Genomic DNA, 25843 nt, shown 5'->3' on the forward strand with positions numbered 1-25843 from the left:
CCTTCCCCTTTGCCCCTAACCCATCCCCTTCCCCCTTCCCCCTTCCCCTCCCTCCTTCCTCCTCCGTCCTACCTCCGTCCTCCCTCCTCGCTCCTCCGTCCTCGCTGGTCCCACGGTTATGCTCTTCACGCCATGGGTACCTACGATGCCGCGCCGGCGGTGACGCCCGCCTCGCTCTCGGCACGGTTCGGGGCGTACTTCTTCGACAGCCTGCTGATCACGCTGGTGGTCGCCGGGGTGTACTACTCGGTCGTGGGCGCCGATCAGGCCTTCGCGCAGTTCTTCCGTCCGGCGCCGGAGGACGAGGCGCTTCGCCTGCGCTTCTACGCGGAACGGTCGATCATCCGCAACGTGGCCATGGCGCTGTATCTCGGCTATGCCACCGTGGCCGAAGCCTCGCCGCTCGGCGGCACGCTCGGCAAGTGGCTGCTCAGCATCAAGGTCGTCGACATGGCCGGGCAGCGCCTCGACCTGCGCCGATCGATGCTGCGCAACGCCGGCAAGCTGATCTCCCTGCTGTCGGTGGTCGGTCCGCTCTTCGCGCTGCGGTCGCCGATCCGCCAGACGTGGCACGACCGCTGGTCGAGCACCCGCGTCATCCACGTCCACGTGCCGTAGTCGCCCGTCGCCGTCGCTCGTCTCGCCTGGAGGCCCGCCATGCCGTGCCGCGCCGTCCCCCTCGTTGCCTCCCTGCTGCTCGGTGGCCTGTGGCTCCACGCGCAGGGTGGCCCACCTCCGCTCTCGCCCGCGGTGGCCGCCGCGCGCGCGGCGCAGGCCCGCGAGACGGCCGAGGACCACGCCGACATGCAGCGGCAGCTGGGCATCCTGTCGATGCGCCCGGGCCCCAGCGGCAACCCCGCCGCGCCTGACGCCGCCAACAGCGACGAGGCGACGGCCATGCCCTTCACCGATCTCCCGGACCCGTTGCGAATGCAGGACGGCACGCCGGTGGCCACGCGGCGCGCGTGGGCACGACGACGCGCCGAGTTGCTGGCGGTGGTGGCCGACGAGGTGTATGGACACGTGCCGCCCGACGTGCCCGCGGTGACCTGGCACGAGGTCCGGCGCGTGTCGACGATGGTGGGCGGGCGCGAGGTGCGGGCGCGCGAGTTCGTCGGACGCGTGGACCATCGGCGCGCGCCGGCCATCACGGTCGAGATGTCGTTGCTGGTCGTGACGCCCGTGGCTGCGACACCCGTGCCACTGGTCATCATGTTCCGGGGTGGCGGGCTGCCCGGCGACCCACCGCCACCACTCCCACCGGGCGTCCGCCTGCCGACGCCACCGCCAGGGGGTGACCCGCCGGGCACCGAGCAGCTGATTGCCGCCGGGTGGGGGTATGCCTTCCTGAATCCCGTGACGGTGCAGGCCGACAACGGCGCGGGGCTCACCCGCGGCATCATCGGCCTGACGAACCGGGGCGCGCGGCGTCGACCCGAGCAGTGGGGGGCCTTGCGCGCCTGGGCGTGGGGGGCCAGCCGGGCGCTCGACCACCTGAGCACCGATCCGACCATCGACGCCACACGCGTGGCCATCGAGGGCGTCTCACGCTACGGCAAGGCCGCGCTCGTGACCATGGCCGTCGATACGCGCTTCGCCTACGGCCTGATTGCCTCGTCCGGCGCCGGAGGGGCCAAGCTCATGCGACGCCGGTTCGGCGAGGCCATCGAGAACCTCACGGGCAGCGGCGAGTACCACTGGTTTGCCGGCCGCTACCTGCGGTACGGCGCCGCCACGCCACGCCGCGTGGCGCGCACGCCGGTGGATCTCCCGATGGACGGCCATACGTTGCTCGCCCTGTGTGCGCCGCGGCGGGTGTTCCTCAGTCATGGCATTCCCGAACAGGGCGATGCGCACTGGATCGATCAGCGGGGCGCCTGGATGGCGGCCGTCGCCGCGCAGCCCGTGTTCCGGCTGCTTGGGGCGCGAGACCTCGGCGTGACGGCGTCCTGGCGGACCGCGCCGATGCCGCCCGTCAACACCGGCCTGCTCGACGGCGCGCTCGCGTGGCGCCAGCACGACGGGGGGCACACCGATCAGCCGAACTGGAGGTACTTCATCGCATGGGCAGGACGGGCCCCTGACGAGGCCGCTGGTGTCCGGTCCCTCGAGTGCTTGTCACTCGTCCCGTGAGATCCCTTCTGACTCGTTCCCTTGTCCCTCGTCACGTGTGCTGCGCGTCCCGAGCAGTCCGGTCAGGGCATCGAGAAAGGGCGCCTGGCCGGCCAGGATGCGGTGACGCGCCTCGGCGATCGGGAACCAGGCGGCCCGGTCGGCCTCGGGGTATTCCTGTTGGCGTCCCGAGCGGGGTGGCCATTCGAGGGTGAAGACGTTGCTGTGGATCGACGCGGCGTCGATGTCGCCTTCGAGGGCCCAGGCGTGGACGACCTTGCCACTGCGCATCCGAACCGTGCCGAGCCCGACGAACTCGCCCGACACCGCGGATCCGGTCTCCTCGGCGAACTCGCGCTGCGCCGCCGCCAGCGGCTGTTCGCCCGCTTCGATCTCGCCCTTGGGGATCGACCACGCGCCAGCGTCCTTGCGCACCCAGAACGGTCCACCCGGATGCACGAGGAAGACCTCGACGCCGCTGGCGCGCCGCCGGTACATCAAGACGCCTGCGCTCGCCCTCGACGCCATCAGGGCCTCTGACTGCGCGACGACCTCGCCGGATCCCGAACGGCGACCCGCCTGCGAGCGTGGGGGAGGAAGTGAGGCAAGGCGAGGCATTCTTGCCCATCCCGAGGAATAGGACAATGGTCCCTGACCAAAGACAGGTCGGCTGACGAGCGTCTACCCGACGAAGTCGACGCGCAGCAGCGCCCGTCCGAGCCGGATCTCGTCACCCGAGCGCACCCGCACGCCCCGCGGATCGCGGCGATGCACCGCGATCTCCTCGCCGCCGCGGAGCACCGCCGTCCCGTTGCGGCTGCCCTCGTCGAACAGCCGTACCTCGCCGGTCCGCGGGTCGCAGGTCAAGCGGGCGTGGGCGCGCCCGACGGTCTCGGTCACGCCGTCCACGACATCGAGAAAGGCCACGCGATTGCGCCGCGACCGGCCCGCGTCATCCATCGGATCGGCGCTGCGTCCGATGGCGACCGTCGTCCCGGTGAACTGCCAGTCGGCCTCGGCGGCGGCGCCCCTGAGCACGACGATCTGCAGCGTCGGGGCGACCGACGCGCTGCGGACGTCGGTGGCCGGCGGGGGCTCAGGCGTGGTCTCCGCGACGTACTGCACGTCGTACACCTGCGAGGGCCCCCACGAGGACGGCGCCTCGTCGAGGCACTCGACCTGAACGTCGAGCATCCGCGGCGGATCGCAGCGCAGTTCCGCCAGGCGCTCGAGGACGCGCGTCGGGACGTCCGTGAACGCCGTCGTCATCGCCGCGCGCGCCGCCGGCGCGACCGTCACGCGCACGATGACCAGCGTGAAGGGAAAGACGCGCTGGCCACGACGCACCGGCTGCACCTGTCGCTCGACCTCGTCGAGCACGGCCTGACACACCTCGAGTGGCGTGGCATCGGGCCCGAGCGGCGTGTCGAAGAACGTCCGGATTCGGGTGTGGAGATCCTTGCCGAAGGTGGAGAGTCTGGTCATGGCCGTGTCGAGGGCTCCGGGCGAAAGAGGCCGAGATCGCGCGCGGCATCGACGATCTGCCCGGCCACGGGCGCGGCGGATCGCGCCCCGTAGCCGGCGTGCTCGATGAGGACCGCAAAGGCGATGGGGCGGGTGCCGCCGTACGGCGCGAAGCCGACGAACCAGGAATGCGCCGGCCGCCCGTCGACCTCCGCGGTGCCGGTCTTGCCGGCAATCGGCGTGGCATGGCCGAGCAGCGTGCGTCCGGTGCCCGCGGTGACGACCGCGCGCATGTCGCGCGCCAGTCGACGCGCATCCGCGTCGGCGAGCAGCCGCGGGCCATCATCTGGCTCGGGGGCCGTGTCACGCGTCCATCGCACGGGACGAATGCGGCCCTCACCGGCAATGGCCGCGACCACGCGGGCCATCTCGAGTGGTGACGCGAGGACGTCGCCCTGGCCGTACCCGGCGTGCGGCAGGGTGCTCCGCAAGGCGGCGACCGTCGACGGCTGCGCGGCATCGATCTGGAACAGGGCGGCGGTGTCGAGGAGCGGGCGCGCCCCGAGCTGCAGCGCCAGCTGGGCGAAGTAGGCATTGCACGACACCACCAGGCCCTCGTGCAGATCCACCGCGCCGTGCGGTGTCGTGTCCTTGATGTCGTCGCGCACCGGCCGGGCCCAGCCGCGCACGGCATGGCCGACGCGGCCGTCGGGCAGACGCTCGCACATGTGGGGCACCGTCTGCAGGTCCGGGTTGGCGCGCAAGGCCGCGGCGGCCACCAGCAGCTTGAACGTCGAGCCCGGAGGATAGACGCCGTACCGCACGCGATCGAGCAGGGCCTCGGTGTCGCGGCTGGCGACATCGGACGAGGGCCACGGATAGCTCACCGACGCCAGGACCTCGCCGGTCTCGACATCGAGGACGACGGCCGCGCCGCGCGTGTGCGTGCCGCGCTCGATGCCGGCCTGGAGGGCGGCGGCCACGCGCTGCTGGAGTCTCGCGTCGAGCGACAGATGGAGGTCGCGTGGACGCTCCAGCAGCAGTCGCACCTCGGGCCGCGTCGAATCGGCGCCGTGGCGCACGATCGGCAGCAGCGCCGAGTAGTCGCGCCGGGTCGTGCGGTCGCGGACGCCCGAGCGGGGATGGACCACGTCGACCTGCCGCTGCCGATCGTCGAAGCCCTTGAGGTGCGTGTCGCTGTCGCGTTCGACGTACGACGAGTTGCGGGCCGCCCAGTTGCGCTGCTGCGCCCAGTCGCCCAGCACGCTGAACGCACTGCCGCCAAGCGGGTAACAGCGGATGGCGTCGCCCGCGCAGGGGGCACCACGAGTCACCCCGGCGGCGCGGTAGGTGGCGTCGATGGCGGCGATCTCGGACGGCCGGCTGGTCGCCAGCACGAGGCCTTGCCGGTCGTAGATGGTGCCGCGCGCGAGGGCGCGCGCGGCCGCCACCAGGCGGGGGTTGTACTCGAAGCGGTACCCGCCGTCCCCCTGCTCGCTCAGACTCGGCGCAGTCGCGAGCGCATCGGCGTGGACGACCTGCACCCAGGCCGCGCGCATGCCGACCAGCACGGCCATCACCGACAGGACGGTGGCCAGCACGCGGACCGGTGCCTGCAGGTGCAGGCGCATCGGGCCACGGCGCCGGGCGATGGCCAGCACCACCCCGACGGCGAGGCAGTTGGCGATCATCGACGATCGCCCGTAGCTGAGAAATGGCGTCACCACGCCGGTCAGCGGCACCAGGCCGAGCAGCCCCGCCGCGATGACGAAGGCCTGGACGATCAGTGCCAGGGTGACGCCGATGCCGAGCAACGCGCTGTAGTCCCCCGGCGCGCGCAGGGCGATCCGCAGGCACCGCCAGGCCAGCAAGGCATACAGCGCGATGACCACGACCACACCGATGAACCCGAGTTGCTCGCCGAGCACGGCCAGCACGAAGTCCGTGTGTCCCTCGGGGATCGACTGCGGGCTGCCGGCGCCAGCGCCGGCCCCCCAGACGGCACCGGTCGCCATCGCCCAGACGCCATGGGCGATCTGGTTGCCGCCAGGCACGCCGTTGTTCCACGGGTCGGCCCAGATGCGGACCCGCTGCCCCACCGTGGTCGGAAAGCCGATGGCCCAGGCCACGGCGAAGCCGGCCGCCAGCATGCCGAATCCGACGAAGACGAAGGCGACGCGTCCGCGCGCGATGGCGTACAGCGCGATCACGACGGCCGAGAGGACCAGCGCCGGACCGAGATCCTTCTGCAGGAAGAAGAAGGCCAGGACCAGGGCCATGCTGGCGACGACCGGCCGCACATCGTGCCACCGCGGCAGGCGGACGGCCCGCAGCCACGGGCGCGTCGGCGTGGCCGGCTCCGACAGTTCCTGCAACAGCTCGAAGCGGCGCGCCAGCGCGCCGGCGACCGCGAACACGACGAGCAGGCGAATCACCTCCACGGGCTGTCCGCCGAACAGGTTCACCTTGACGCCGCTGCGGCCCGGGCCTGATCCGAAGACCAGCAGCAGCGTGGCCAGCCCCAGGGCCAACGCCAGCGGCAGGAGCACCGCGCGACGCAGCGGCGACGACTCGTAGTCGATCTCCGCGGCGGCGACGAGCAGCACGAGGCCGGCGCCGATGCCGCTGACGAACGTCGAGGCGATCAGGGCATCCCGCAACGGGTCGCGCAGCGCGATCATGCTCATGAGGCCGAGGCCACTGAGCATCAGCAGGACCGGCAGCAGGACCGGGTCGTCCTGGGCCCCGCGCCAGCGGCGTACGAGGTGCGCGCCCCAGAAGAGGGCGAGAAACGCCGCCACGGCACGCAGCAGCCGCCCGCGGTACTCGCTGGCCGACCGGACCACGACGTGAGGCTTGAGGGCCGCCAGCTCGGACGCCGAGAGCAGCCGCACGGGACCGGGGGCCACGAGCGCGTCCAGCCGAGCCCGCGCGTGTGTGAGCCGGCGGTCGCGCTGCACCTCGGCTGGCGTGAGCGTGACGCTTGCCAGCGCACCCACATGCGACAGCGGCGGCTCCTCGGTGACGCGACGGTAGAGGTGCTCGGCCACGGCCGTCCGCTCCGGGCCGCTGTCGAACATCGACAGCACCGGCAGCAGATCGGCCGCCGACGTCACCGTCGGGAGGTGCACGGCCCGCGACTCGGTCGCCGGTCCACCAAGGCGGCCCCAGGCCGCCAGCGACAGGCCGAGGAGGATCACGAGCGAGGCCGCCGCCAGGCCGAGGGCCTCGACATTGGCGGCGCGGCTGGCGCCCGCCGCGCGACCGGCGCGACGATCGACACGCGGACGGGGGGCATCGATGATGCGCATCAGGACTCCTCGACCTCGGCCAGCGCGACGTCCAGTTCCTCGTCCACCCGCGTCACCTGCGCCTTGCAGATCTCGATGTTCTTGGCGGCGTTGGCGAAGCCGAGAATCGGCTCGAACGCCGCCACGCAGGCCTCGAAGCTCGCTCTGGCCTGCTCGAGGGCATGGACCCGCTGTGCGCCGGAGACGTTGCGGGCTTCGCGACGCAGCGTGTCGCCCCGTCGCATGTGTCCGTCGCCGAGTTGCGCCCGCTCGCGGCGTCCGGGCGTGTAGCCGCGTCGCTGCGCCGCCGTCAATGCCTCGGTGGCGAGGTCCACGTCGGCCGGCACGAGCCCGTACACGGCGATGCGGCTGATCCCGAGGTAGGGGTCGTAGGCATCGGGGTCGAGGCGCGCGGCAGCACGGAAGCGATCGATGGCGCGGCGGTACGAGGCCTGGGCCGTCTCGGACCGGCCGGGACGTGTGGCGATGCGCAGGATGTGCGCGTCGCAGGTCTGCAACCGCGCCTGGGCCGTGCGGTCGCCCGGTGCGACCCGCAGCGCCCAGCGCAGCGCCTGCTGCGCCTGCTTCCAGTCGGTCAGCAGCAGCGACGGCTGATCGTGCCGGTAGTCCTCGATGACCCGGTTGGCCAGGCCGACGAGATGGGTCTGCAGGCGCCCGTCGACGCGCCAGCGGAGCCCGAGGTCGAACGGCCCGGTGCTCGCGACGCGGTCGTAGCTCGCTTCGGCCACCGACAGCGTCGCGCCGTCGATCGTGCTGATGACGTCGCGGAAGCGCTCGGCCGCGATGCACGCCACCGCCTCGGAGGTCGCGAGGTACAGCCCGAACAGCAGCAGGAACACGCGCACGAGTCGGCGCGACCGCCGGCGCAGGGACCGTCGGCCCTGGACTGGACCTGCGGCGCCGGCATTGGACGACGCGAGCACGGGACTCGGAGGCAGCGGCGGCGGGAGCGGCGGCGGGAGGAACGGCAGCGGGTCGGTCGACGGCACCGCGACGTGGGGCCCGGGCACGGCCTGTCCCCTCGGCACCTGGTCAGTCGTCGGTATGGAGCCCTGCGCCTCGGGCATGCCGACGCGCGTCGTCGCCGGCGTGTCGTAGTCGAGCAGGGCGAGCGGACGCCCGCCCTCGAGGACGGCCATCAGATCCGCCCGGATGGCCCGCGCCGTGGCGTACCGTCGGTCCGGCTGATAGGCCAGCAGCTTGTTGACGATGGCCACCAGGCCTGCGGGAACGGTGGCCGGCAGCGGCTCACGCGGCGCATTGCCGCGAATGGCCTGTTCGAGGTGACTCTTGAACGAGGGGGCCTGCAGCGCGCGGTACGGGCGATGCCCCGCGAGCATCTCGTAGAGGATGATGCCGAGGGACCAGAAATCGACGTGCTCGTCGACGCGCCCGTCGAGCAGCCGCTCGGGGGACATGTAGGCCGAGGTCCCCCAGTTGTTGGTGGTCAGCGGCGTCGCCTTGTCGAGGGCCTTGGCGATGCCGAAGTCGAGGACGATCACCTCGCCCGACGCGCGGGCGAACAGATGCCCCGGCTTGAGGTCCGCGTGCACGAGCCGGTCGTACCGATCGCCCTCGATCGTCGTGGAGAAGCTGTGGGCCTTCTCGAGGAAGGCACAGATGGCGGTGGCGTGGGTGGCGGCGGCGCGAGGGTCGAGCGGACCGAGGGCGATGACGTCCGACAGCGATCCGCCCTGAATCAGCTCCATGGCGATGAACAGGTCGCCATCGCGGTCGTAGCCGATGTCGTGGATGGCCGGCACCATGCCATGCGCGTCGTGGAAGGCGCGCTGCAGCATGGCACCGCGGCGCTCGGCCTCGATGCGCTCCGAGGCGTCGGCGGCGTGATCCTTGAGCACGAGCTTCAGGGCCACGCGGGTGCCGTCGCTCAGGCGCCTCGCGTGCCACACGGTGCCGAAGCTGCCCTGATCGAAGGGTTTGTCGGCATCCGTCTCATAACCTGCGACCTGCCAGGACATCGCGTGTGTGGTCTCCAGCCGGTCAGCGGGTGAACGGGTTCGAAGACACGACTACGTTGGTGGCCCGCACAGGTTCCCGCTCGGCATCGGGCAGACCTGCGATCGGCGAGGCACCGAACCCGGCAAAGACGTTGCGGCGCAAGACCGCCGAGGCATCCCCGGCCATGGCGATGGCGAACGCCTCAGGAGCCGTCGCGGCCGGCGCCGGTGTCCGCACGAAGACGTTGCCGGAGGCGTCCAGCCGACTGCGCGCGCCGAGGGCGACCGCCGAACCCGGCACGGCCAGCTGGCTCCCCTGCAGCGTCGCCGAGGCATCGGCCAGCAGGTCGATGCCGGCGGTGACGTCGCCCTCGATCTGCAGCAGCTCGAGCGCACGGCCATGCCCGCGCACGCGGATTCCGACCTGCACCGGGGCGTCCGGCGTAGACGAGACGCGTACGCCCGAGATCACACCGCCGGTGTCGCCGGTGGCGATGACGGCCACCCACTCGCCCACGGCCGTCGCCGGGCGCACGAACACGGACGCGCCCGCCACCCGCGCGCGCAGCGACACCCCGTCCGGCACGGTGACCGATTCGGCGTACGTGCCCGGCTCCAGTCGGATCACGTCGCCGGGCCGCGCAGCCTGAACGGCGGCGGCCAGGGTGCCGACCGTCTCGGATGCCTGTGCAGCCGCCACGATCGTGCGGCCGGCCACCGTCCCGTCGGTCGCGAGGCGCCACGCGAGCGCCAGGGCCACCAGCACGCCGATCAGCGCGCCCAGGGCGAACCACGTGCTGCGCCGCCCGATGACGCCCGGTGACGGCCGAACCGGCGCCGACGAGGTCACGGCGGCCGCGGGGCTCGGCGTCTTCGCGCGCATCGCCGCCGCGAAACCAGCGGCCTCGGCGTAGACGACGGTGACGTTGTCGCGACCGCCGGCCTCGTTGGCCGCGCGCACGAGCGCGGTGACGACGGCGTCGGCATCACCTGCGTGCGTCCGCACCAGCTGCGCCAGCGTCGACGACGGGATCATGTCCGTCAGGCCATCGCTGCACACGAGGATCGCCGCATCGTCTTCGAGCGCGGCCTCGACGACCTCCACGTAGTTCGGTTCGTCCTTGTCGCGCAGCGCGCTGCCGACATCGCGGAACACCTCGTGGCGGCGCGGGTGGCGCATCGCCTCGATCTCGCCGATCTCCTGCGCGTCCTCGCGCTCCCCGACCGGCGAGTGATCGTGGGTCAGCTTCCGGATGCCGGTCGGACGCAGCTTGTAGAGCCGAGTGTCGCCGACGTGGCCGACCGTGACCTGCCCGTCGGTCACGACGGCCAGCGTGACGACGCAGGTCATGCCCGCGAGGTCGGGCTCCGCGGCGGCACGACGGAAGATCTCGTTGTTGGCGATGGCGATGGCCTCGCGGACGCGCTCGGCCGGCGTCCCGAGCGGCCGCGCCAGGCGCTGCACGATGACGTCGCGCGCGATGGCCGCCGCGAGTTCGCCGGCGACGTGCCCGCCGACGCCATCGATGACGCCGAAGACGCCGCGCTCGGGGTCGAGCAGTGCGAGATCCTCGTTGTTGGTGCGCACGCGTCCCGGATCGGACAGGGCGGCGGAGGTCACCACGCGCGTCGTGATCGTCGGCTCAGCCACGATCGAACACCCACGCGAGCCAGCCGATCCAGCCCACCGCCGCCACCAGTGAGGCCAGCAGGAGCAGGTGCAGCCAGGTCATCGTGCCCCCACCGTCGTGAATTCGAGGCTGATGGCGCCAGCCAGCGTGATGGTCGCCGGTGAGGGCAACGGACACTCCGGCCCCGGCTGCGCCACGCCTTCGGGGCCCTTGACCGCCGGCGCGATGGGCATCCCGTTGACGGTCGTCCCCCAGAGGCTGACGTCCTGCACGAAGCACTCGCCGCTGGCATCGAGTCGGATTCGCACGTGCTCACGCGACACCTTCGCCGTCGTGATGATCTGCACGTCGACCCACACCGCGCTGCCGCCGCGGCCAATCGACACGACGTCCTTGCGGATGATGAACTCGTGCGCGCCCTGGTCGTCGACGTAGGTGAGCCGGGCGCGTTCGTGCCCGGACCGCGCCTCCGTCTCGCGCCGCATCTCGGGCGGCGTGGCCACGGACGGCCCGGCGACCGGCCGGGGCTCGACCGGCACGTGCGTCACGGTCGCCGTCCGCCCCCGCTCGCCGACGACGCTGCGGACGATGCGGGTGGTCGGGGTGCCGGCGTACTCGACCGGCGCCGGCATCGCCAGCGTCGAGACGATGCCAATCTGCCCGCGAGCGAGCTCATCGTCCGGGTCCCGACGGATGTGGACCTCCCAGCCGGCCGGCGGCACCGCAATCGGTGCCAGCGCCTCGCGCTCGAGCAGGCGCGCCATGATCGTCTTCACGCGGCTGCCCATGTCGCGGTTGAGTCGCGCGACCTCCTCGGTGAGGGCCTGGCGGATCTGATCGGTCACCGTGCCGACGATGCCCTCGATCGCCTGGAAGTCCTCGGGGTGCAGATAGACGTGGTAGACGGTCGGCGCGAGCGTGCTGAACGGGAGGGCGTACAGGTTCAGCGCCAGTTCCTCGCGCACCGCCTTCCAGATGTCCCGTCCGCTCGGCATCCTGGCCGTCGTCATGGCGTGTCGCTCTCCCGCACGTCGAGTACTATGCACCCGGGTCCCGGGGCAAGTCCCAAGGGATTCCCAAGGATTCACCGCCCCCAGATGAGAGTTGCCTTCGGCCGCTTCACGTTCGACACCGAGACGCGCGAGCTGCTCGACGCGGACGCGCGCGTCCATCTGTCGCCCAAGGCGTTCGCCCTGCTGACGCTGCTGCTCGAACGCCGCCCCACCGTGGTGAGCAAGCGCGAGATCCACGACCACGTGTGGCAGGACACGTTCGTCAGCGAGGCCAGCCTGAGTGTGGTGATCGCGGAGATCCGCCAGGTGCTGGGCGACGACTCCCGTCAGGCCAGCTTCATCCGGACGGTCCATCGCATCGGCTACGCCTTCAGCGGTCCCGCGCAGGATCTGGCGGCCGTGCGCCCGACGCACCGCACGGAAGAGCGGCTCTGCTGGCTCGTGCGGAACGACCGCGCCTACCCGCTCACCCCCGGTCCGAACATCGTCGGCCGCGATCCGCGGAGTGACGTCTGGGTGGAAGCCTCCGGCGTGTCGCGCCGCCATGCGCGCCTCGACGTGGACGCCGAGTCGACGACGATCGTGGATCTCGAGTCGAGCAACGGCACCTTCGTCGGCGGCCAGCGCCTGACCGGCCCGCGGCGACTCGCCGATGGTGACGTGGTCGAACTCGGCGCCGCGTCGCTGACGTTCCGGGCCTGGGCCGATGCCCGCGCCGCGCGCACCGAGCGTGTCGTCCGCCCCGGGAGCTGAGCGCACGAGCGGGTCACCGGCGCGGTCCGGCGGCCCTCAGCAGATGCGCGGCAGGACCTCACCGAGCGGCATGGGCACGACGCGTGTCGCCCCGAGCCTGGTGCGCGCGGCGACCAGCCCTGGTCGGCCCGCCTGCACGTCCCCGATGATGGCCGCCTCGCGACCGAGCGGATGCGCCTGCAGTCGCGCCAGGACCTCGTCGGCGACCGCGGCCGCGACGATCGCCACGAGTTTGCCTTCGTTGGCGACGTGCCACGGGTCGAGTCCCAGCAGGTCACACGCCGCCATCACCTGTGGGCGGATGGGCACCCGCGCCTCGTCGACGATCAGGCTGACGTGCGAGCGCTGGGCGATCTCGTTGAGCGTCGCCGCCAGGCCGCCTCGAGTCGGATCGCGCAGCACGTGGACGCCACCGCGCGCGTCGACGATGTCGCGCACCAGCGTGTGCAGGGGCGCGCAGTCGCTCTCGATGCCCGTCTCGAATGCGAGGTGCTCGCGCACGCTCATCACGGCGATGCCGTGATCCCCGATGGGGCCGCTCACGAGGATGACGTCGCCGGGGCGGGCGAGATCCGGCCCGATGCGCGGCACATCGGCGGGCACGAGGCCAACCCCGGTCGTGGTGATGTACAGACCGTCGCCGTGGCCACGCTCGACGACCTTGGTGTCGCCGGCGACGACCTGCACACCGGCGCGACGGGCGGCCGTGGCCATGCGGTGCACGATCGTGCCCAGCAAGGCCATGTCGAGCCCTTCCTCGATGACGAAGCCCGCCGTCAGGTACCGCGGCGCCGCCCCACTCATCGCGAGGTCGTTCACCGTGCCGTTGACGGCCAGTTCGCCGATGCTACCCCCCGGGAAGATGAGGGGACGGACGACGAACCCGTCCGTCGACAGCGCCAGTCGTCCACCCGGCACCGTGACCAGGCTGGCGTCGCCGAGCGCATCGAGACTCGGGTTGGCGAAGGCGGGCACGAAGAGATGCTCGACGAGGTCGTTGGTGAGCGCGCCGCCCCCGCCATGGCCGAGCACGACCCGAGGGTAGCCGCGCAGCGGCAGCGGACAGCTCCACCCGGCGAGATCCCGCGGGGCGTCGCTCACGTCAGCACGACGGGGTCGTCGTGCACCGGGGCATCGTCGCGCAGCCGGCCGTAGTGGAAGTAGGCCGCACACGCGCCCTCACCAGACACCATCGTCGCGCCGAGCGGCGTGCGTGGCGTGCAGGCGCGCCCGAACGCGGGGCACTGGGTGGGCTTGAGCGCGCCACGGAGGACCTCGCCGCTGCGGCAGAGCGGCGACTCCTGCGTGCGGATGTCCTGCACGCCGAAGCGCCGGGCGGCGTCGAACGCCTGATAGGCGTCGGCGAGGCGCCAGCCGCTGGCCGCGATGGTGCCGATGCCACGCCACGTCCTGTCGGTGATCGCGAACACGTCGGCGAGCATGCGCTGTGCCGGCAGGTTGCCGGCCATCGACACCACACGCGCATAGGCGTTCTCCACCCGTGCCTCGCCCGACTCCAGCTGGCGCACCGCACAGCGGATGCCCTCGAGCACGTCGAGGGGCTCGAAGCCTGTGGCGACGATCGGCACGTGGTACCGCTCGGCCAGGATCGGGTACTGGTGCAACCCCATCACCGAGCAGACATGGCCGGCGGCCAGGAACGCCTGCACGCGGGTGCCCGGCGCGGTCATGATGGCGTCGATGGCCGGCGGCACGAGGACCTGCGAGACCAGCATCGAGAAGTTGTCGAGACCCTCCTGCCGCGCCACGTGCACGGCCATGGCATTGGCCGGCGCCGTCGTCTCGAAGCCGATGCCGAAGAACACCACCTGGCGATCGGGCAGGGCGCGGGCCAGCGCCACGGCATCGAGCGGCGAGTAGACCACCCGCACGTCGCCCCCCTCGCTGCGGACCTGGAGCAGGTCGCGGTCGCTGCCCGGCACCCGAAGCATGTCGCCGAAGGAGCAGAACGTCACGCCGGGCAGGCTCGCGATCGCCAGGGCCTGGTCGATGACGTCGAGGGGGGTCACGCAGACCGGGCAGCCGGGCCCATGCATCAGCTCGAGGCCCTGCGGCAGGATCTGGTCGATGCCATTGCGGATGATGGCGTGTGTCTGCCCGCCGCAGACCTCCATGATGGCCCACGGCCGGGTCGTCATCCGGTGGATGTCCTCGACGATCCGCCTGGCGATGTCGCCGTTGCGGAACTCATCGAGGTACTTCACGCGCCCTCCACTGCTCCACGAGGTAGTCGACCCACGCCTCGAGCCCCGCCCCCGTGCGGGACGAGGTCTCGAAGACGCGCATGCCCGGGCGGATGGCCTGCAGGTTGTCGTGCAGCGCACGCATGTCCGTGTCGCAGGCCTCGGCGAGGTCCGTCTTGGTGATCACCGCGACGTCGGACGAATTGAAGATCGCGGGGTACTTGAGCGGCTTGTCCTCGCCTTCGGTGACCGAGAGCAGGGCCACGCGCACGTCCTCGCCGAGGTCGTAGCTCGACGGGCACACCAGGTTGCCGACGTTCTCGATGCACAGCACGTCGCAGGCGTCGAGGTCCCACCCGTCGAGGTGCTGCGCGATCATCGCGGCCTCGAGGTGGCAGCGGCCCTGCGTGAGGATCTGTCGCACTGGCGCTCCACTGCGGGCGAGGCGCTGGGCATCGTTGTCGGTGGCGAGATCGCCGACCAGGGCGTGGACGCAGATGCCGCGCGCGACCAGGCGGCGCAGCGTCTCTTCCAGCAGTCGGGTCTTGCCCGATCCGGGACTCGAGACGAGATTGAGGGTGAAGATCCCGTGGGCACGCAGGCGATCACGCAGGCCGCGCGCGATCTCGTCGTTCTTCGACAGGACCTGACGACGAATCTCGAGCACACGCGGGGTCATGCTCATCGGGGGGCGTCCTCCGCCGTATCGTACTCGATCGACGTGAGTTCGAGTTCCCGCCCCGCGAGCAGATCGCCGGCGGGCGCACCACAGACCTGGCAGCGCAGCACGAAGGTGGCGTCGAGCGTCCGCTCGGCATCGCAGACCACGCAGTGCCACGCCCCCGGGACGTCGTGCACGCGCAGGATCGAGCCCTGCAGGCGGGTGCCCTCGGTGGCGATGGCGTAGCAGAACTCCAGCGCATCGCCGACCACACCTGCCAGTGCGCCGATGCGGACGTCGACGGCGACGACGCGCGTGGCCTCGGGCGGCAGATGCTGCTGCGCGAGTTCGACGAGGCTGTGCGCAATCGACAGTTCGTGCACCCGGGGAGCGTAGTACGGCCCCGCGCTCGTGTCATGCTCCGAGGGTGGGCGGCGGGCCGGAACCTTCCGGGTCGGCCATCGACGGATCGGGAACGGCATGCAGCGCAGGCGGCTGGTGGTGCGGGGAGTGGTGCAAGGCGTGGGCTTCCGTCCGTTCGTGGCGGGCCTGGCGCGACGCCTCGGGCTGGCCGGGTTCGTTCGCAACGAGAGCGGTGCCGTCGTCATCGAGGTCGAGGGCCCCGACGCGGCCCTCGACGGCTTCGCGTCCGCCTTGCCCCGTGACCGTCCGTCACTCGCCACGATCGACGCCATCGAGAGCAGCCGCCTGGCCCCCGGTGGCGAGGCGACGTTCGTGATCGGCGACAGCACCGTCGTCGAGGGACGTCGCACGTCGATCCCGCCCGACGTCGCCACGTGCGACGCCTGCCTGCGCGAACTGCTCGACCCGGACGACCGCCGCTACCGCTACCCCTTCCTCAACTGCACGCAGTGCGGGCCGCGCTTCACGATCATCACGGACCTGCCGTACGACCGCGACGCGACGACGATGGCGGCGTTCCCGATGTGCGAGGCGTGCCGCCGCGAGTACGACGACCCGGGCGACCGTCGCCATCACGCCGAGCCGACCGCCTGCCCGGCGTGCGGGCCGCGCCTGTGGTGGGAGGACCACGAGTCCCACGGCCAGTCCTCCGCCCCGGGCGTCGACGCGATCGACCTCGCGCGACAGGCCCTGGCGACTGGACGGATCGTGGCGATCAAGGGCATCGGGGGCGTTCATCTCGCGTGCGACGCCCGCAACGACGACGCGGTGGTCGCGCTGCGGGCACGCAAGGGCCGCGGCGACAAGCCGTTCGCGGTGATGGTGCCCTCGACGGCTGCGGCGCTCGCCCTGTGCCACGTGTCGGACGCCGAGGCGGTGCAGCTCGAATCGCGCGCCCGCCCGATCGTGCTGCTCCGCCGACGATCCGGAAGCGAGGATCGCGTCTCTGCACACGTCGCGCCTGGTCAGGACACGCTCGGCTTGCTGTTGCCCTACGCGCCACTGCACGCCCTGTTGCTCTCCACCGACGGACCGCTCGTGATGACCTCGGGCAATCGGGCCGACGAGCCCATTGCCCGCACCAACGAGGACGCGCGTGCGCGGCTCGAGGCACTCGCCGACGGCTTCCTGCTGCACGACCGGGACATCCACGCCGTGTGCGACGACTCCGTGGTGCGCGTGTTCCGGGACGCCCCACTGCCGCTGCGGCGGTCGCGCGGCTTTGCCCCCTACCCTGTCCACGTACCCGTCGACCTGTCACCCGTGCTGGCGGTGGGCGGAGAACTGAAGGCGACCTTCTGCCTCGCCGCGGGGCGTGATGCGTACCTGAGCCAGCACATCGGCGACATGGAGACGCTCGAGACGCTGATCGCCTTCGAGCGGGCTGCCGACCACCTGATGCGCCTGTTCGCCATCAGGCCGGAGCTGGTGGCCATCGACCCGCACCCGGGCTACCTGTCGTCACGCTGGGGCCGCGAGTGGGCCCTGGCCCGAGGCATTCCGGTCGTCACCGTCCAGCATCACCACGCGCACCACGCGTCCCTGCTGGCCGAGCACGGCGTGCCGGCCGGCGAGTCGGTCATCGGCGTCGTCTTCGACGGCACGGGCTACGGGGACGAGGGCAGCATCTGGGGCGGAGAAGTGTTCGTCGGTGGTTACGAGTCGGTACGGCGTGCGGCCCACCTGATGGCGACGCCGCTGCCTGCCGGCCACGTCGACGTGCGTCACGGCGCCAGGCTCGCGCTCGCGTGCCTGGCCGCTGCGGGGCTGACCTGGGATGACGACCTGCCGTGCGTACGCGCCTGCTCGGCAGCCGAACGCCAGGTCATCGGCCAGCGCATCGCGCACCGACTGGGCACCGCGCCGTCCAGCAGCATGGGACGCCTGTTCGACGCCGTGGCCTCGCTGCTCGGCGTGCACCACGTGTCGGAGTTCGAGGCCCAGGCGGCCATGGCACTGGAGGCGGCCGCCGCCCGCGCCGGCACGGCGCCGGATGACGGCACCTGCCGCTTCGGCCTCGTGGAGGAGGGCGGGACGATACGGCTCGATCCCGCTCCGGTGCTGCGTGACCTCGTCGATGCCCTGCGCCGCGGCATCCACCGCGACGTGCTGGCCGCGCGCTTCCACGAGGCCGTGGCCCGCGCGGTGCACGCCGTCGCCCTCCGCCTCAGGACCTCGACATCGATCGGCACCGTGGGCCTGTCTGGTGGGGTGTTCCAGAACGTCGTCCTGCTCGACCGGGTGGTCAGCCTGCTCGAGCAGGACGACTTCCGTGTGCTGACGCACCGGCAGGTGCCCCCCAACGACGGCGGGCTGTCGCTGGGACAGGCGGTGGTGGCCGGCGTTACACCTTCATCGCCTTGGCGAACGCCAGCTGGATGATGGCCTCGGCCGGCCCCTCACCGGCGAGCACACACATCACGTCGCCTTCCTGCCAGAACACGACCGTCACACCTTCGACCTCGTACACCTGGAACTCGATGCCGTCGTGGCTGCGCGTGCGCAGCGGCGCCGGCAGTTCGCCGGGGATGCCCGGGTACATCTGGCAGACGATCGGTTCCCCCTGCGGGCCGCGATAGACGAACAGCGCGCTGGCGCGACCGGCGAGCGTCTGCGTGCGTCCGCCCTGCACCGTGAACTGCATCATGCCGAGGTCGAACACGCGCGTGGTGAACCCCAGGGTGCTGCGGCGGAAGTAGGTGTCGACGTCAGCGACGTTCGTGCTGCGCACGTCGAGGGGCAGGCTCCCGTCGCGCCAGGCACGGAAGTCGCTGGCGACCAGCGTGGGCAGCGACGCCTCGGGGCGAGGCCACGCCAGCCACGCCACGACGGCGAGCAGCGCCGCGGCGGCCAGTCCCCACGTCCATGCCGGCACGCGCATCCGGCGTGGTGACGACGCGACAGGCGCGGCGGTCTGGTCGCGCATCGCCGGCGGCAGGACGGTCGCCGGCTCCGCCGAGGGCAGCGCCGCGAGCAGGGCCGCCTCGAGTTCGGCTGGCACGTCGTCCTGACGCAAGCGGGCCAGCGCGGACCGCGCGGCACCGAGCGCGTCGACCTTGGCACGACAGTCCGCACAGTCGGCGACGTGTGCCTCGAGCGACTCGCGTTCCGCCGCGGTGAGCCGGCCGTCGATCAGGTCCTGAAGTGCCATGTCGTGAGGGCACTGCGCATGGGTCATGGCGTTCCCTCCCTGCCCGTCGCAAAACCCTGCCGACGCGCGTAGTCGGCCAACGCCACGACGAGGGCCTTGCGCCCGCGAAACAGACGCGACCTGAGCGTCCCTACCGGGCAGCCCACGGCCAGGGCCGCCTCTTCGTATGTCAGTTCCTCGACGTCCACCAGCAGGACCACCTCGCGAAACGCCTCCGGGAGTGTGCGCAGCGCGGCGTCGATCTCCGGGGGCATGGCGTTGCGCATGGCTTCGACGACGGCGTCATGCGGCGGCGAGACGACGGCAGCGAAGCGGGCGTCGAGGTCGCCCGGATCCACCGCCTCTGGCTCGAGCTGGGCGCGGTGATACCGGTTGACGAACACCGAGTGCAGGATCGTGAACAGCCACGCCCTGGCATTGCTGCCTGGTCGGAAGTTGCCGAACGTGCGGAACGCCCGCAGGAACGTCTCCTGCAGCAGGTCGGCGGCGTCTTCGGGCTGACGGGCGAGCCGCCGCGCCGTGCGATGCAGGGCGGCCATGTGGGGCAGCGCTGCCTGCTCGAAGGCGAGCCGCGTGTCCTGGCCGGTCGACGGAGAAACGGCGGTCATGACATGCGTCCGAGGCGAGTGTACCGTGCCCGGGAACTTTTTCGCGACGTCGGCTGTTGACGCTCATGAACACGGCGACATGCCGTCACTCACAGGAGCGTTCATGACACGTACTGCCTTCCGTCTTGCCTTCCCCACCGTCGTCCTGGCGGTCTCTTCTCTTGGTGTGTTCGCCCCATCCGCGCTGGCCAACGACGAGGCCTCCGGCCGGTGGCTGATGCGCTCGCGCATCATCTCCCAGTCGGGCCACTACGAGGTCACACGAGGCTTCAGGGCCGACCGCCGCGGCGGCAACGGCATCGTGATCGCCGCGAGTGACGTGACGATCGATCTGGGCGGCTACGCCATCGAGGGCAGCGCCACGCCGGGGGCGGGGATCCGCGTGATGCCCGGGGTCTCCAACGTCACCATCACCAACGGTTCGCTCACGGGGTTCCGCGTCGGTGTGGACGTGACCGGCGCGACCAACGTGCGCATCGAGGGCCTGCAGATCAAGGGGGGCGACATGGGTGGGCCGCCTCCGGGAGAGATTGGCGTGCTGATCGTCAACTCGCGCGGCGTGGTCGTCGAGCGCAACGTCGTGACCGGCACGTTCCTCGGCATCTTCGTCCGCGGCGCCGGCAGCGGTGGGAACCGGATTGGCAACAACACCCTGACGGGCGGATCCAACGGCCAGTTGGGGATCTGCTACAACCCGGACGACTCCGGCGTGGCCACGGGCCCGAGCGGTGACCTCGTCTACGACAACCTGGTGTCGCGGTTCGTGGTGGGGATCCAGACCAGCGTGGCGACGGCGGGCAACCTGTTCCGCGACAACTCGGTGGCGGCCTTCGCGCAGGCCGTCGAGGAAGTGACGGCCGGGTCCAACGTCTTCGCCGACAACCTCTCCACCGTCATCGTCCCCTGAGGACTGCGGGCAGGGCTCGTCACGAAGGAGAGCCCTGCCCGACCATCCGCGCACGTCACATGTCGCGGTAGCGCTTCGCGGCGGCGAGGTCGGCGCGCAACTGATCGGCGGTGCGGCGCGGGCCGTAGCCAGGGGTGTCGCGCTGGATTCGCCAGCCCTCGGCCAGCGGCCCGGCGTCCACGGTATCGAACCCGAAGGCGTCGAGCAGGCTGGTCACCGCTGCCTTGGCGTCGGCATCGTCGCCGGCGATGACCAGGGCGCGACGGTTCGGTGTGCCTGACGGCGTGCCGTCGGTGCCGATCTGCGACGCCATGATGTGGTTGAACGCCTTGACGACCTTCGAGGTCGGCAGGCGCTGCTGCAGCAACTCCGCCGTCGTCGTCGTCTCGTCGTCCAGCGCGGCGATCTGGCCGTCGCGCTCCGGATAGTAGTTGTTGGTGTCGATCACCACCTTGCCCGCCAGCGGCGCGACCGGCACGTCGCCGATGTGCTTGAGCGGAATGGTGACGACGACGATGTCGCCGGCGGCGCCGGCCTCGGCGGGCGTGGCCGCCCGCGCTGATGGGCCGAGTTCCGCCACGAGATCGGCGAGCGTCTCGGGGCCACGCGAGTTGCTCATCACGACCGAGTGCCCTGCCGCGACGGCCGCACGCGCCACGGCGCTGCCGATGTGTCCTGCCCCGATGAATCCTATGGTCATCCTTCGACTATAGGCACAAGCGAGACGCTACGCTATCGCCCCCCGAGCGCCAGGTGCTCGAACAGGTGCCGGGCGATGCGCCCATGGACGTGCGCCGAGGTGCCCGGCCTGCGTTGATGGCATGCGAACGGTTGGGGTAGACCATCGTGTCAGGGAGTAACCCGTGTCGCGGCGACAGCGCTGCCGGCGCGCATGTCGGGCGTGTAGCTGGCCCGCTCGACGACGATCGGAGCGGGTGACTGGCTCTCGACGCTCATGCTGTCGACGATCGCACTGTACGTGCCCCCCGGCACCGCAGGGAAGTCCTGCGTCAACCACGCCGTGGTGCGGCTCGTCGGTGGAAGGTCGTAGTCGCGCGTGGCAGCGACGGCGCCAGACGACGAGTACAGCGTGACACGGGCGCGACCAGGCGCGGCCGTCCCGTTGCCGATCAGCAGGAATGTGCTCGTCTGGGCCGATAATCCCGCGGCGGCTGACGCGACTGCCCAGCGCGTGCCAGCGGCGGTGGCACCTACTTCGGCGTGCGATTCGACCCATGAGTCGGCGGTCGGCCCCGGCCACCACATCGCCCGCTCGGCCACGACCGGCGAATCCGACGAGATCAACGTGCTCACGGCCGTATCCGCGAGTGCGGCGTCCTCCTGATCGATCCAGATCGTCAGGCGACGCTGTGGCGCGACCGTGTACCCACGCGTGATCTTCCGGCCGTCGGGCAAGCGATACCGAGCCTCTACGCGCGCCGGAACGGCCAGCGGGTTGGCCACCAGGATGAACGTGTCGAAGAACGCGCCTGTGGCGCCCTCCGCGAACGTCCACGTGGTCGCTGGGGCTTGCACGCCCGCGCTGGCACTGCCTGCGGCAAACAGCTGACCCTGACGCGTGAGGTAGAGGGCGCGTTCGGCCACGATGGGCACCGACGACATGACGTGAGCAGCCACTTCCGCGCTATCCAGCGGTGCGCCTTCCTGGTTCACCCAGATCGTGCGGCGGCTGTGTGCGGGGACTGCGTAGGTCCGCGTCACGCTCCTGCCCGACTGCAACAGGTACTCGACGATCACGGCAGCGTCGGTGTCCGCAGGATTCGCGAGCAGGTAGAACAGCTGCATGCCGGCAATCGTCGCCCCTTCGGCGAAGTACCACTCGAGGGCGGCCGACGCGCTGCCCGCCGTGGCATGCGACCCATACCCGCTGGTGCGATCCCAGAACATCTCGCGTTCGACCGTGACCGGTAGGCTGCTCTCCACGACGATGGCGAACTCGGTCGCAAACAGCGTGGCGATGCAGCACGAGGCGAGCATGGTTCGCTGTTTCGGCGCGAGTGAGAGGGCACGGCTGGTGCGCGTGCCGTCGGCGCCGAAGAATCCGACCACCGCCGTGGCCGGGCTGTCGCCATGGTTGAACACGTGCACGAGTGTGTCGAAGAAGGTGCCGCCTGCACCTTCCGCGAACAGGCGCTGGTTGGCCACGGGCGCCGTCGGATGCGAGCGCACCGCGAACTCCTGCAGGTTCGTGCGCCCGTCACCGTCGCTGTCGACCGTCGCGTCGGCGGCGTTTGAAGGCGACAGGCCGTAGCGCGCCTCCCACGCGTCGCTCATGCCGTCGCCGTCGGCATCGAGCGACCAGACTCGCAACGCGCTGACGGGGCCGGGCGGCGTGTCCAGCGTGAGGGCCGTCGCGCCATCGTCTGACAATCCCCAGGCCGTGTTGAAGTCCGATCCCAGTTGCACGGCGCGACCATCGACGCGGTCGTACAGGATGGTGCGGCTCGGGTCCGCAGGCTCACGGGTCAGCACGGTTGCGCCATCGTCACTGACATCGAGTGCGAGCAGCGGGAGCGCCGGGGCGGGTCGTTCGAGCGTGTCGAGTCGCCGGCGCGCGACGTCGAAGACACCGCCGGCGCCTTGGACACCGGGCGCAGCGACGAAGGTGGCGTCACTGTTGGTCCCGAGCCGGCGCGGCTCACCGCCCGCGGGCGTGAACTCCGGGTAGGACTGCCGCACGCCTGACACCGTGTCCACGATAGCCAGCCCCTGCGGTCGCGCATCGACAGAGTCGGGACCGACGATATACAGCACCTTGTCGCCGGTGGCGCTCAGCGCGGGAGCGTACAGGCATTGGGGCAGGTCGAGCGAACGGTTCCGGCAGGGATGACCGACGACACGGGATGGCTCTCCCGGGCGTGCCACCTCGACGCCGACGTCCTCAGGCTGTATCCGCAGCCAGGCGAACGTGGAGCCGTCGGCGCTCATGGCGAGATGCGAGGGCGCGGCGTCTGATGGCGCGGCCGCCTTGTAGGCGAACGCGACCGTCCCGGTCTGGACGTCGTAGCGAGCGATGGCGGCCCGGTACCCGGTGTACTGGCCGAGGACCTTCTCCACCGAATACGCGACGTACCGGCCCGAGGTGGAGATGGCCAACGCGGTGAAGTGGACTTCCTCATTCGAGTAGAAGGAGGGCACGCCCTCGAGCAGGAGTGACCTGGGGATGCTACGCCACGCTGGCGCGGCACGGTCGTAGAGATACAGGTCGCTTGTCGGTTCGGTGGCGGCAGTGTCCAGTGGCGCCAGGGTTTGCACAAGGATGACGCGCCCGGAACCGCTGAGGTATGCGCCCGTCGGTGGGCCCGTCGTCGTCGTCGAGAGAAGGACCTCCGGTGTCTGGCCCGATGCCGTGATGGCGACTGCACCGACCGCGACGAGCATGCAGACGCACGCGCGCAGGCAGGACGACGTGGCGAACATGGCCGCTCCAGGGAGCGAGGGGAGCATGAATGCCCTCCTGCATCATGCTCCTGCTGCGCGCGCCTGTCGAACGCCTGGCATGAAGGAGGGCGATGAGGCTCGGCGACGACCGTCAGCGTCTCCGCGTCGATGCTTGTTCCCCCCACCCCTCGTCGGAGGACAGTACCAATCAGGCAGCTGCCGCGACGCTATCGCCCCCCGAGCGGCAGGTGCTCGAAAAAATGCCGGGCGATGCGCCCATGGACGTGCGCCGAGGTACCCGTCCCTTCGTTGATGGCATGCGAGCGGTTGGGGTAGACCATCATGTCGAAGGGCTTGCCGAGCTCGACCAGACGGTTCACCAGGCGCTCGGTGCCCTGGTAGTGCACGTTGTCGTCGCCCGACCCGTGGATGAGCAACAGGCGGCCGCGCAGGCCCTCGGCGACATGGATGGGCGATCCGAGCCGATATCCCTCGGGGTTGCCCTGGGGTGTCCCCATGTACCGCTCCTGGTAGATCGTGTCGTAGAGCCGCTGATCGGGCACCGGCGCCACCGAGACGCCGACGTGGAACACCTCGGGAAAGCGGAACATCGTGTTGAGCGTGTTCGACCCACCGCCGCTCCATCCCCACACGCCGACCCGCGCCAGGTCCACGTACGGACGAGACGCCGCGAGGGCACGCACCGCGGCGGCCTGTTCCTTCGCCGACAGGTCTCCCACCGTGCCGTAGATCACCTTGCGCCACGCCGCGCCTTTCGGCGCCGGCGTGCCCCGGTTGTCGAACGACACCACCAGGTATCCCACGTCGGCCAGCGCACGATGAAAGAGATGGCGCGCACCCATCCAGCGGTCAACCACGGTCTGGCCCGCCGGTTCGCCGTAGACGTAGACAATCACGGGATAGCGACGCGCCGGATCGAAGTCACGCGGCTTCACCATCCACGCATCGAGCGACACACCGCCGCCGATGTCCACGGTGAAGAACTCGGTCGGTGAGGCCACGAGTGGCGCCAACCGCTCCACGAGCGCCGCGGTATCGGTCAGCGCCCGCAACGGCCTGTGCGACGGCAGTTCGACGATGTCGGTCGAGGGCGGCGTGTCGATGCGCGAATGGGTGTGGAAGGCGAGCCGCCCACCCGGGGCCACCACGTAGGCGTGCGTGCCGGGCGCATCCATCGGCGTGACGCGCTCGGGCGTCCCGGTGCCATCGAGCCGCGCGCGGTAGAGCGACGCCTGGGTGGCGTTGCCGGGCGAGGCCGTCACGTACAGCCAGCCACGGCTCTCGTCGACACCCGCCACCGCGAGGATGTCGGCCTCGAAGCGGGTCAGCAACTGCGGCGAGCCGCCGTCGCGCGACACGCGATACACATGTCGCCAGCCATCGCGCTCGCTCACCCACAGGAAGGCGCGGCCGTCCTCGATCCAGCGCAGGTCGTCGTCGACATCGACCCACGTCGACGACTCGTCGCGCAGGATCCGTCGGGTGTCGCCGGTGCGCGCGTCGGCGCGGATCACGTCGAGCCGGTTCTGCAGGCGCGTGAGCTGCTGGATGGCCAGCGTGCCGGTGTCGATCCACGAGAGCCGGGCGAGATAGTGCTCGCGGGGGTCACCGGGGATCTGCATCCAGGTGGTCGCACCGCCCGTGGCGGCAACCACACCGATGCGCACGGCACTGTTGGTCGTGCCGGCCTTGGGATACGGGATGCGCGTCAGCGCGGGATACAGCGTGTCCGTGGTGTTGATGAGGGTGAAGGCCTCGACGCCGGTGCTGTCGAACTGCCAGTACGCGAGGGCGCGGCTGTCCGGACTCCAGCGGAAGGCATCGCGCACACCGAGTTCCTCCTCGTAGACCCAGTCGGACGTGCCGTTGATCGTCGTCGCGCTGCCGTCGCGCGTGAGGCGCGTGATCTGCCCATCGTCCAGCCGCTCGACGTACAGGTCGTTGGCGCGCACGTACGCCACGCGCGTCGCGTCGGGCGAGAACTTCGCAAACAGCAGCGAGGCCTCGGGGGCGTCGCCCCCGAGCCGACGCAGCCGGCCACCGTCCGCGAGGTCCAGCACCCAGTAGTCGCCCCGCGTGTTGTCGCGCCAGACCTTGCGGGTGTTCGTGAAGATCAGGAGCCGGCGACCGTCGGACGACCAGACGTAGTCGTCGATGGCCAGTCCGGTGGTCGCCCCGGTCGGCGTGAGCCGGCTGGCCGGCACCAGCACGGCCCGCTGCCCCG

20 protein-coding genes are annotated in these 25843 nt (G+C 71.1%); 5 read left to right on the forward strand and 15 right to left on the reverse strand.

Annotated elements, in window-relative coordinates; genetic code table 11:
- Positions 1-132 precede the first annotated feature (132 nt).
- Both Q0C41_RS18105 and Q0C41_RS18110 read left to right on the forward strand, forming a co-directional pair.
- A complete protein-coding gene (locus Q0C41_RS18105; RefSeq protein ID WP_291985987.1) occupies positions 133-618 on the forward strand; it encodes an RDD family protein in 486 nt (161 codons plus the stop codon).
- Positions 619-657: 39 nt separating this feature from the next.
- Entirely contained in the window at positions 658-2133 is a 1476-nt protein-coding gene (locus Q0C41_RS18110) for a hypothetical protein (RefSeq protein WP_291985989.1), read from the forward strand.
- On the opposite strand, the gene Q0C41_RS18115 is transcribed toward Q0C41_RS18110, so the two are convergent.
- The 6 genes from Q0C41_RS18115 to Q0C41_RS18140 all read right to left on the reverse strand — a co-directional run bounded on the left by Q0C41_RS18115 (position 2119) and on the right by Q0C41_RS18140 (position 11486).
- A complete protein-coding gene (locus tag Q0C41_RS18115; protein ID WP_291985991.1) occupies positions 2119-2640 on the reverse strand; it encodes an NUDIX domain-containing protein in 522 nt (173 codons plus the stop codon). The genes Q0C41_RS18110 and Q0C41_RS18115 overlap by 15 nt on opposite strands.
- 153 nt (positions 2641-2793) lie before the next feature.
- The gene (locus Q0C41_RS18120) at positions 2794-3597 is read right to left on the reverse strand and encodes an FHA domain-containing protein (RefSeq protein WP_291985993.1); all 804 of its coding nucleotides are present in this window, start codon (positions 3595-3597) and stop codon (positions 2794-2796) included.
- Entirely contained in the window at positions 3594-6887 is a 3294-nt protein-coding gene (locus Q0C41_RS18125) for an FtsW/RodA/SpoVE family cell cycle protein (protein ID WP_291985995.1), read from the reverse strand. The genes Q0C41_RS18120 and Q0C41_RS18125 overlap by 4 nt, the downstream gene beginning before the upstream one ends.
- Positions 6887-8866 carry a serine/threonine-protein kinase gene (locus Q0C41_RS18130; RefSeq protein ID WP_291985997.1) on the reverse strand — a complete coding sequence of 660 codons (1980 nt, stop codon included), beginning with the start codon at positions 8864-8866 and terminating at the stop codon, positions 6887-6889. Before Q0C41_RS18130 ends, Q0C41_RS18125 begins: the two co-directional genes overlap by 1 nt.
- Before the next feature lie 22 nt (positions 8867-8888).
- Entirely contained in the window at positions 8889-10496 is a 1608-nt protein-coding gene (locus tag Q0C41_RS18135) for a protein phosphatase 2C domain-containing protein (RefSeq protein ID WP_291985999.1), read from the reverse strand.
- Positions 10497-10574: 78 nt separating this feature from the next.
- Entirely contained in the window at positions 10575-11486 is a 912-nt protein-coding gene (locus tag Q0C41_RS18140) for an FHA domain-containing protein (protein WP_291986001.1), read from the reverse strand.
- An 87-nt stretch (positions 11487-11573) separates the two neighbouring features.
- On the opposite strand from Q0C41_RS18140, the gene Q0C41_RS18145 reads away from it, so the two are divergent.
- Positions 11574-12242 (forward strand): winged helix-turn-helix domain-containing protein, encoded by a 669-nt coding sequence (locus tag Q0C41_RS18145; protein WP_291986003.1) that lies wholly within the window; start codon positions 11574-11576, stop codon positions 12240-12242.
- Between the two features lie 36 nt (positions 12243-12278).
- On the opposite strand, the gene hypE is transcribed toward Q0C41_RS18145, so the two are convergent.
- The 4 genes from hypE to Q0C41_RS18165 are packed head-to-tail and all read right to left on the reverse strand — an operon-like array spanning position 12279 to position 15490.
- A complete protein-coding gene (hypE, locus tag Q0C41_RS18150; RefSeq protein ID WP_291986005.1) occupies positions 12279-13343 on the reverse strand; it encodes a hydrogenase expression/formation protein HypE in 1065 nt (354 codons plus the stop codon).
- Positions 13340-14467 carry a hydrogenase formation protein HypD gene (hypD, locus tag Q0C41_RS18155; RefSeq protein WP_291986007.1) on the reverse strand — a complete coding sequence of 376 codons (1128 nt, stop codon included), beginning with the start codon at positions 14465-14467 and terminating at the stop codon, positions 13340-13342. Before hypD ends, hypE begins: the two co-directional genes overlap by 4 nt.
- Entirely contained in the window at positions 14451-15131 is a 681-nt protein-coding gene (hypB, locus tag Q0C41_RS18160) for a hydrogenase nickel incorporation protein HypB (RefSeq protein ID WP_291986009.1), read from the reverse strand. Before hypB ends, hypD begins: the two co-directional genes overlap by 17 nt.
- Positions 15128-15490 carry a hydrogenase maturation nickel metallochaperone HypA gene (locus Q0C41_RS18165; protein ID WP_291986011.1) on the reverse strand — a complete coding sequence of 121 codons (363 nt, stop codon included), beginning with the start codon at positions 15488-15490 and terminating at the stop codon, positions 15128-15130. The genes hypB and Q0C41_RS18165 overlap by 4 nt, the downstream gene beginning before the upstream one ends.
- A gap of 97 nt (positions 15491-15587) precedes the next feature.
- Between Q0C41_RS18165 and hypF the strand changes: the two genes are divergently transcribed.
- A complete protein-coding gene (hypF, locus tag Q0C41_RS18170) occupies positions 15588-17912 on the forward strand; it encodes a carbamoyltransferase HypF (RefSeq protein ID WP_291986014.1) in 2325 nt (774 codons plus the stop codon).
- Here hypF and Q0C41_RS18175 read toward each other — a convergent pair.
- A complete protein-coding gene (locus tag Q0C41_RS18175; protein WP_291986016.1) occupies positions 17875-18681 on the reverse strand; it encodes an anti-sigma factor in 807 nt (268 codons plus the stop codon). The two genes, hypF and Q0C41_RS18175, sit on opposite strands and share 38 nt — an antisense overlap.
- Before the next feature lie 23 nt (positions 18682-18704).
- Positions 18705-19289 carry a sigma-70 family RNA polymerase sigma factor gene (locus Q0C41_RS18180; RefSeq protein ID WP_291986018.1) on the reverse strand — a complete coding sequence of 195 codons (585 nt, stop codon included), beginning with the start codon at positions 19287-19289 and terminating at the stop codon, positions 18705-18707.
- A gap of 103 nt (positions 19290-19392) precedes the next feature.
- Here Q0C41_RS18180 and Q0C41_RS18185 point away from each other — a divergent pair, with 103 nt between their 5' ends.
- Positions 19393-20196, forward strand: coding sequence for a right-handed parallel beta-helix repeat-containing protein (locus tag Q0C41_RS18185; protein WP_291986020.1), 804 nt, complete (start codon positions 19393-19395; stop codon positions 20194-20196).
- A 55-nt stretch (positions 20197-20251) separates the two neighbouring features.
- Here the strand turns inward: Q0C41_RS18185 and Q0C41_RS18190 are convergent, their stop codons facing one another.
- The 3 genes from Q0C41_RS18190 to Q0C41_RS18200 all read right to left on the reverse strand — a co-directional run.
- Entirely contained in the window at positions 20252-20896 is a 645-nt protein-coding gene (locus Q0C41_RS18190; protein ID WP_291986022.1) for an NAD(P)-binding domain-containing protein, read from the reverse strand.
- A 149-nt stretch (positions 20897-21045) separates the two neighbouring features.
- Positions 21046-23664 (reverse strand): hypothetical protein, encoded by a 2619-nt coding sequence (locus tag Q0C41_RS18195; protein WP_291986024.1) that lies wholly within the window; start codon positions 23662-23664, stop codon positions 21046-21048.
- A gap of 161 nt (positions 23665-23825) precedes the next feature.
- A partial coding sequence (locus Q0C41_RS18200) for a S9 family peptidase (protein ID WP_291986026.1) occupies positions 23826-25843 on the reverse strand: 2018 nt, incomplete at its 5' end.

This window comes from Luteitalea sp. (genome assembly GCF_022842525.1).
GTDB lineage: Bacteria > Acidobacteriota > Vicinamibacteria > Vicinamibacterales > Vicinamibacteraceae > Luteitalea.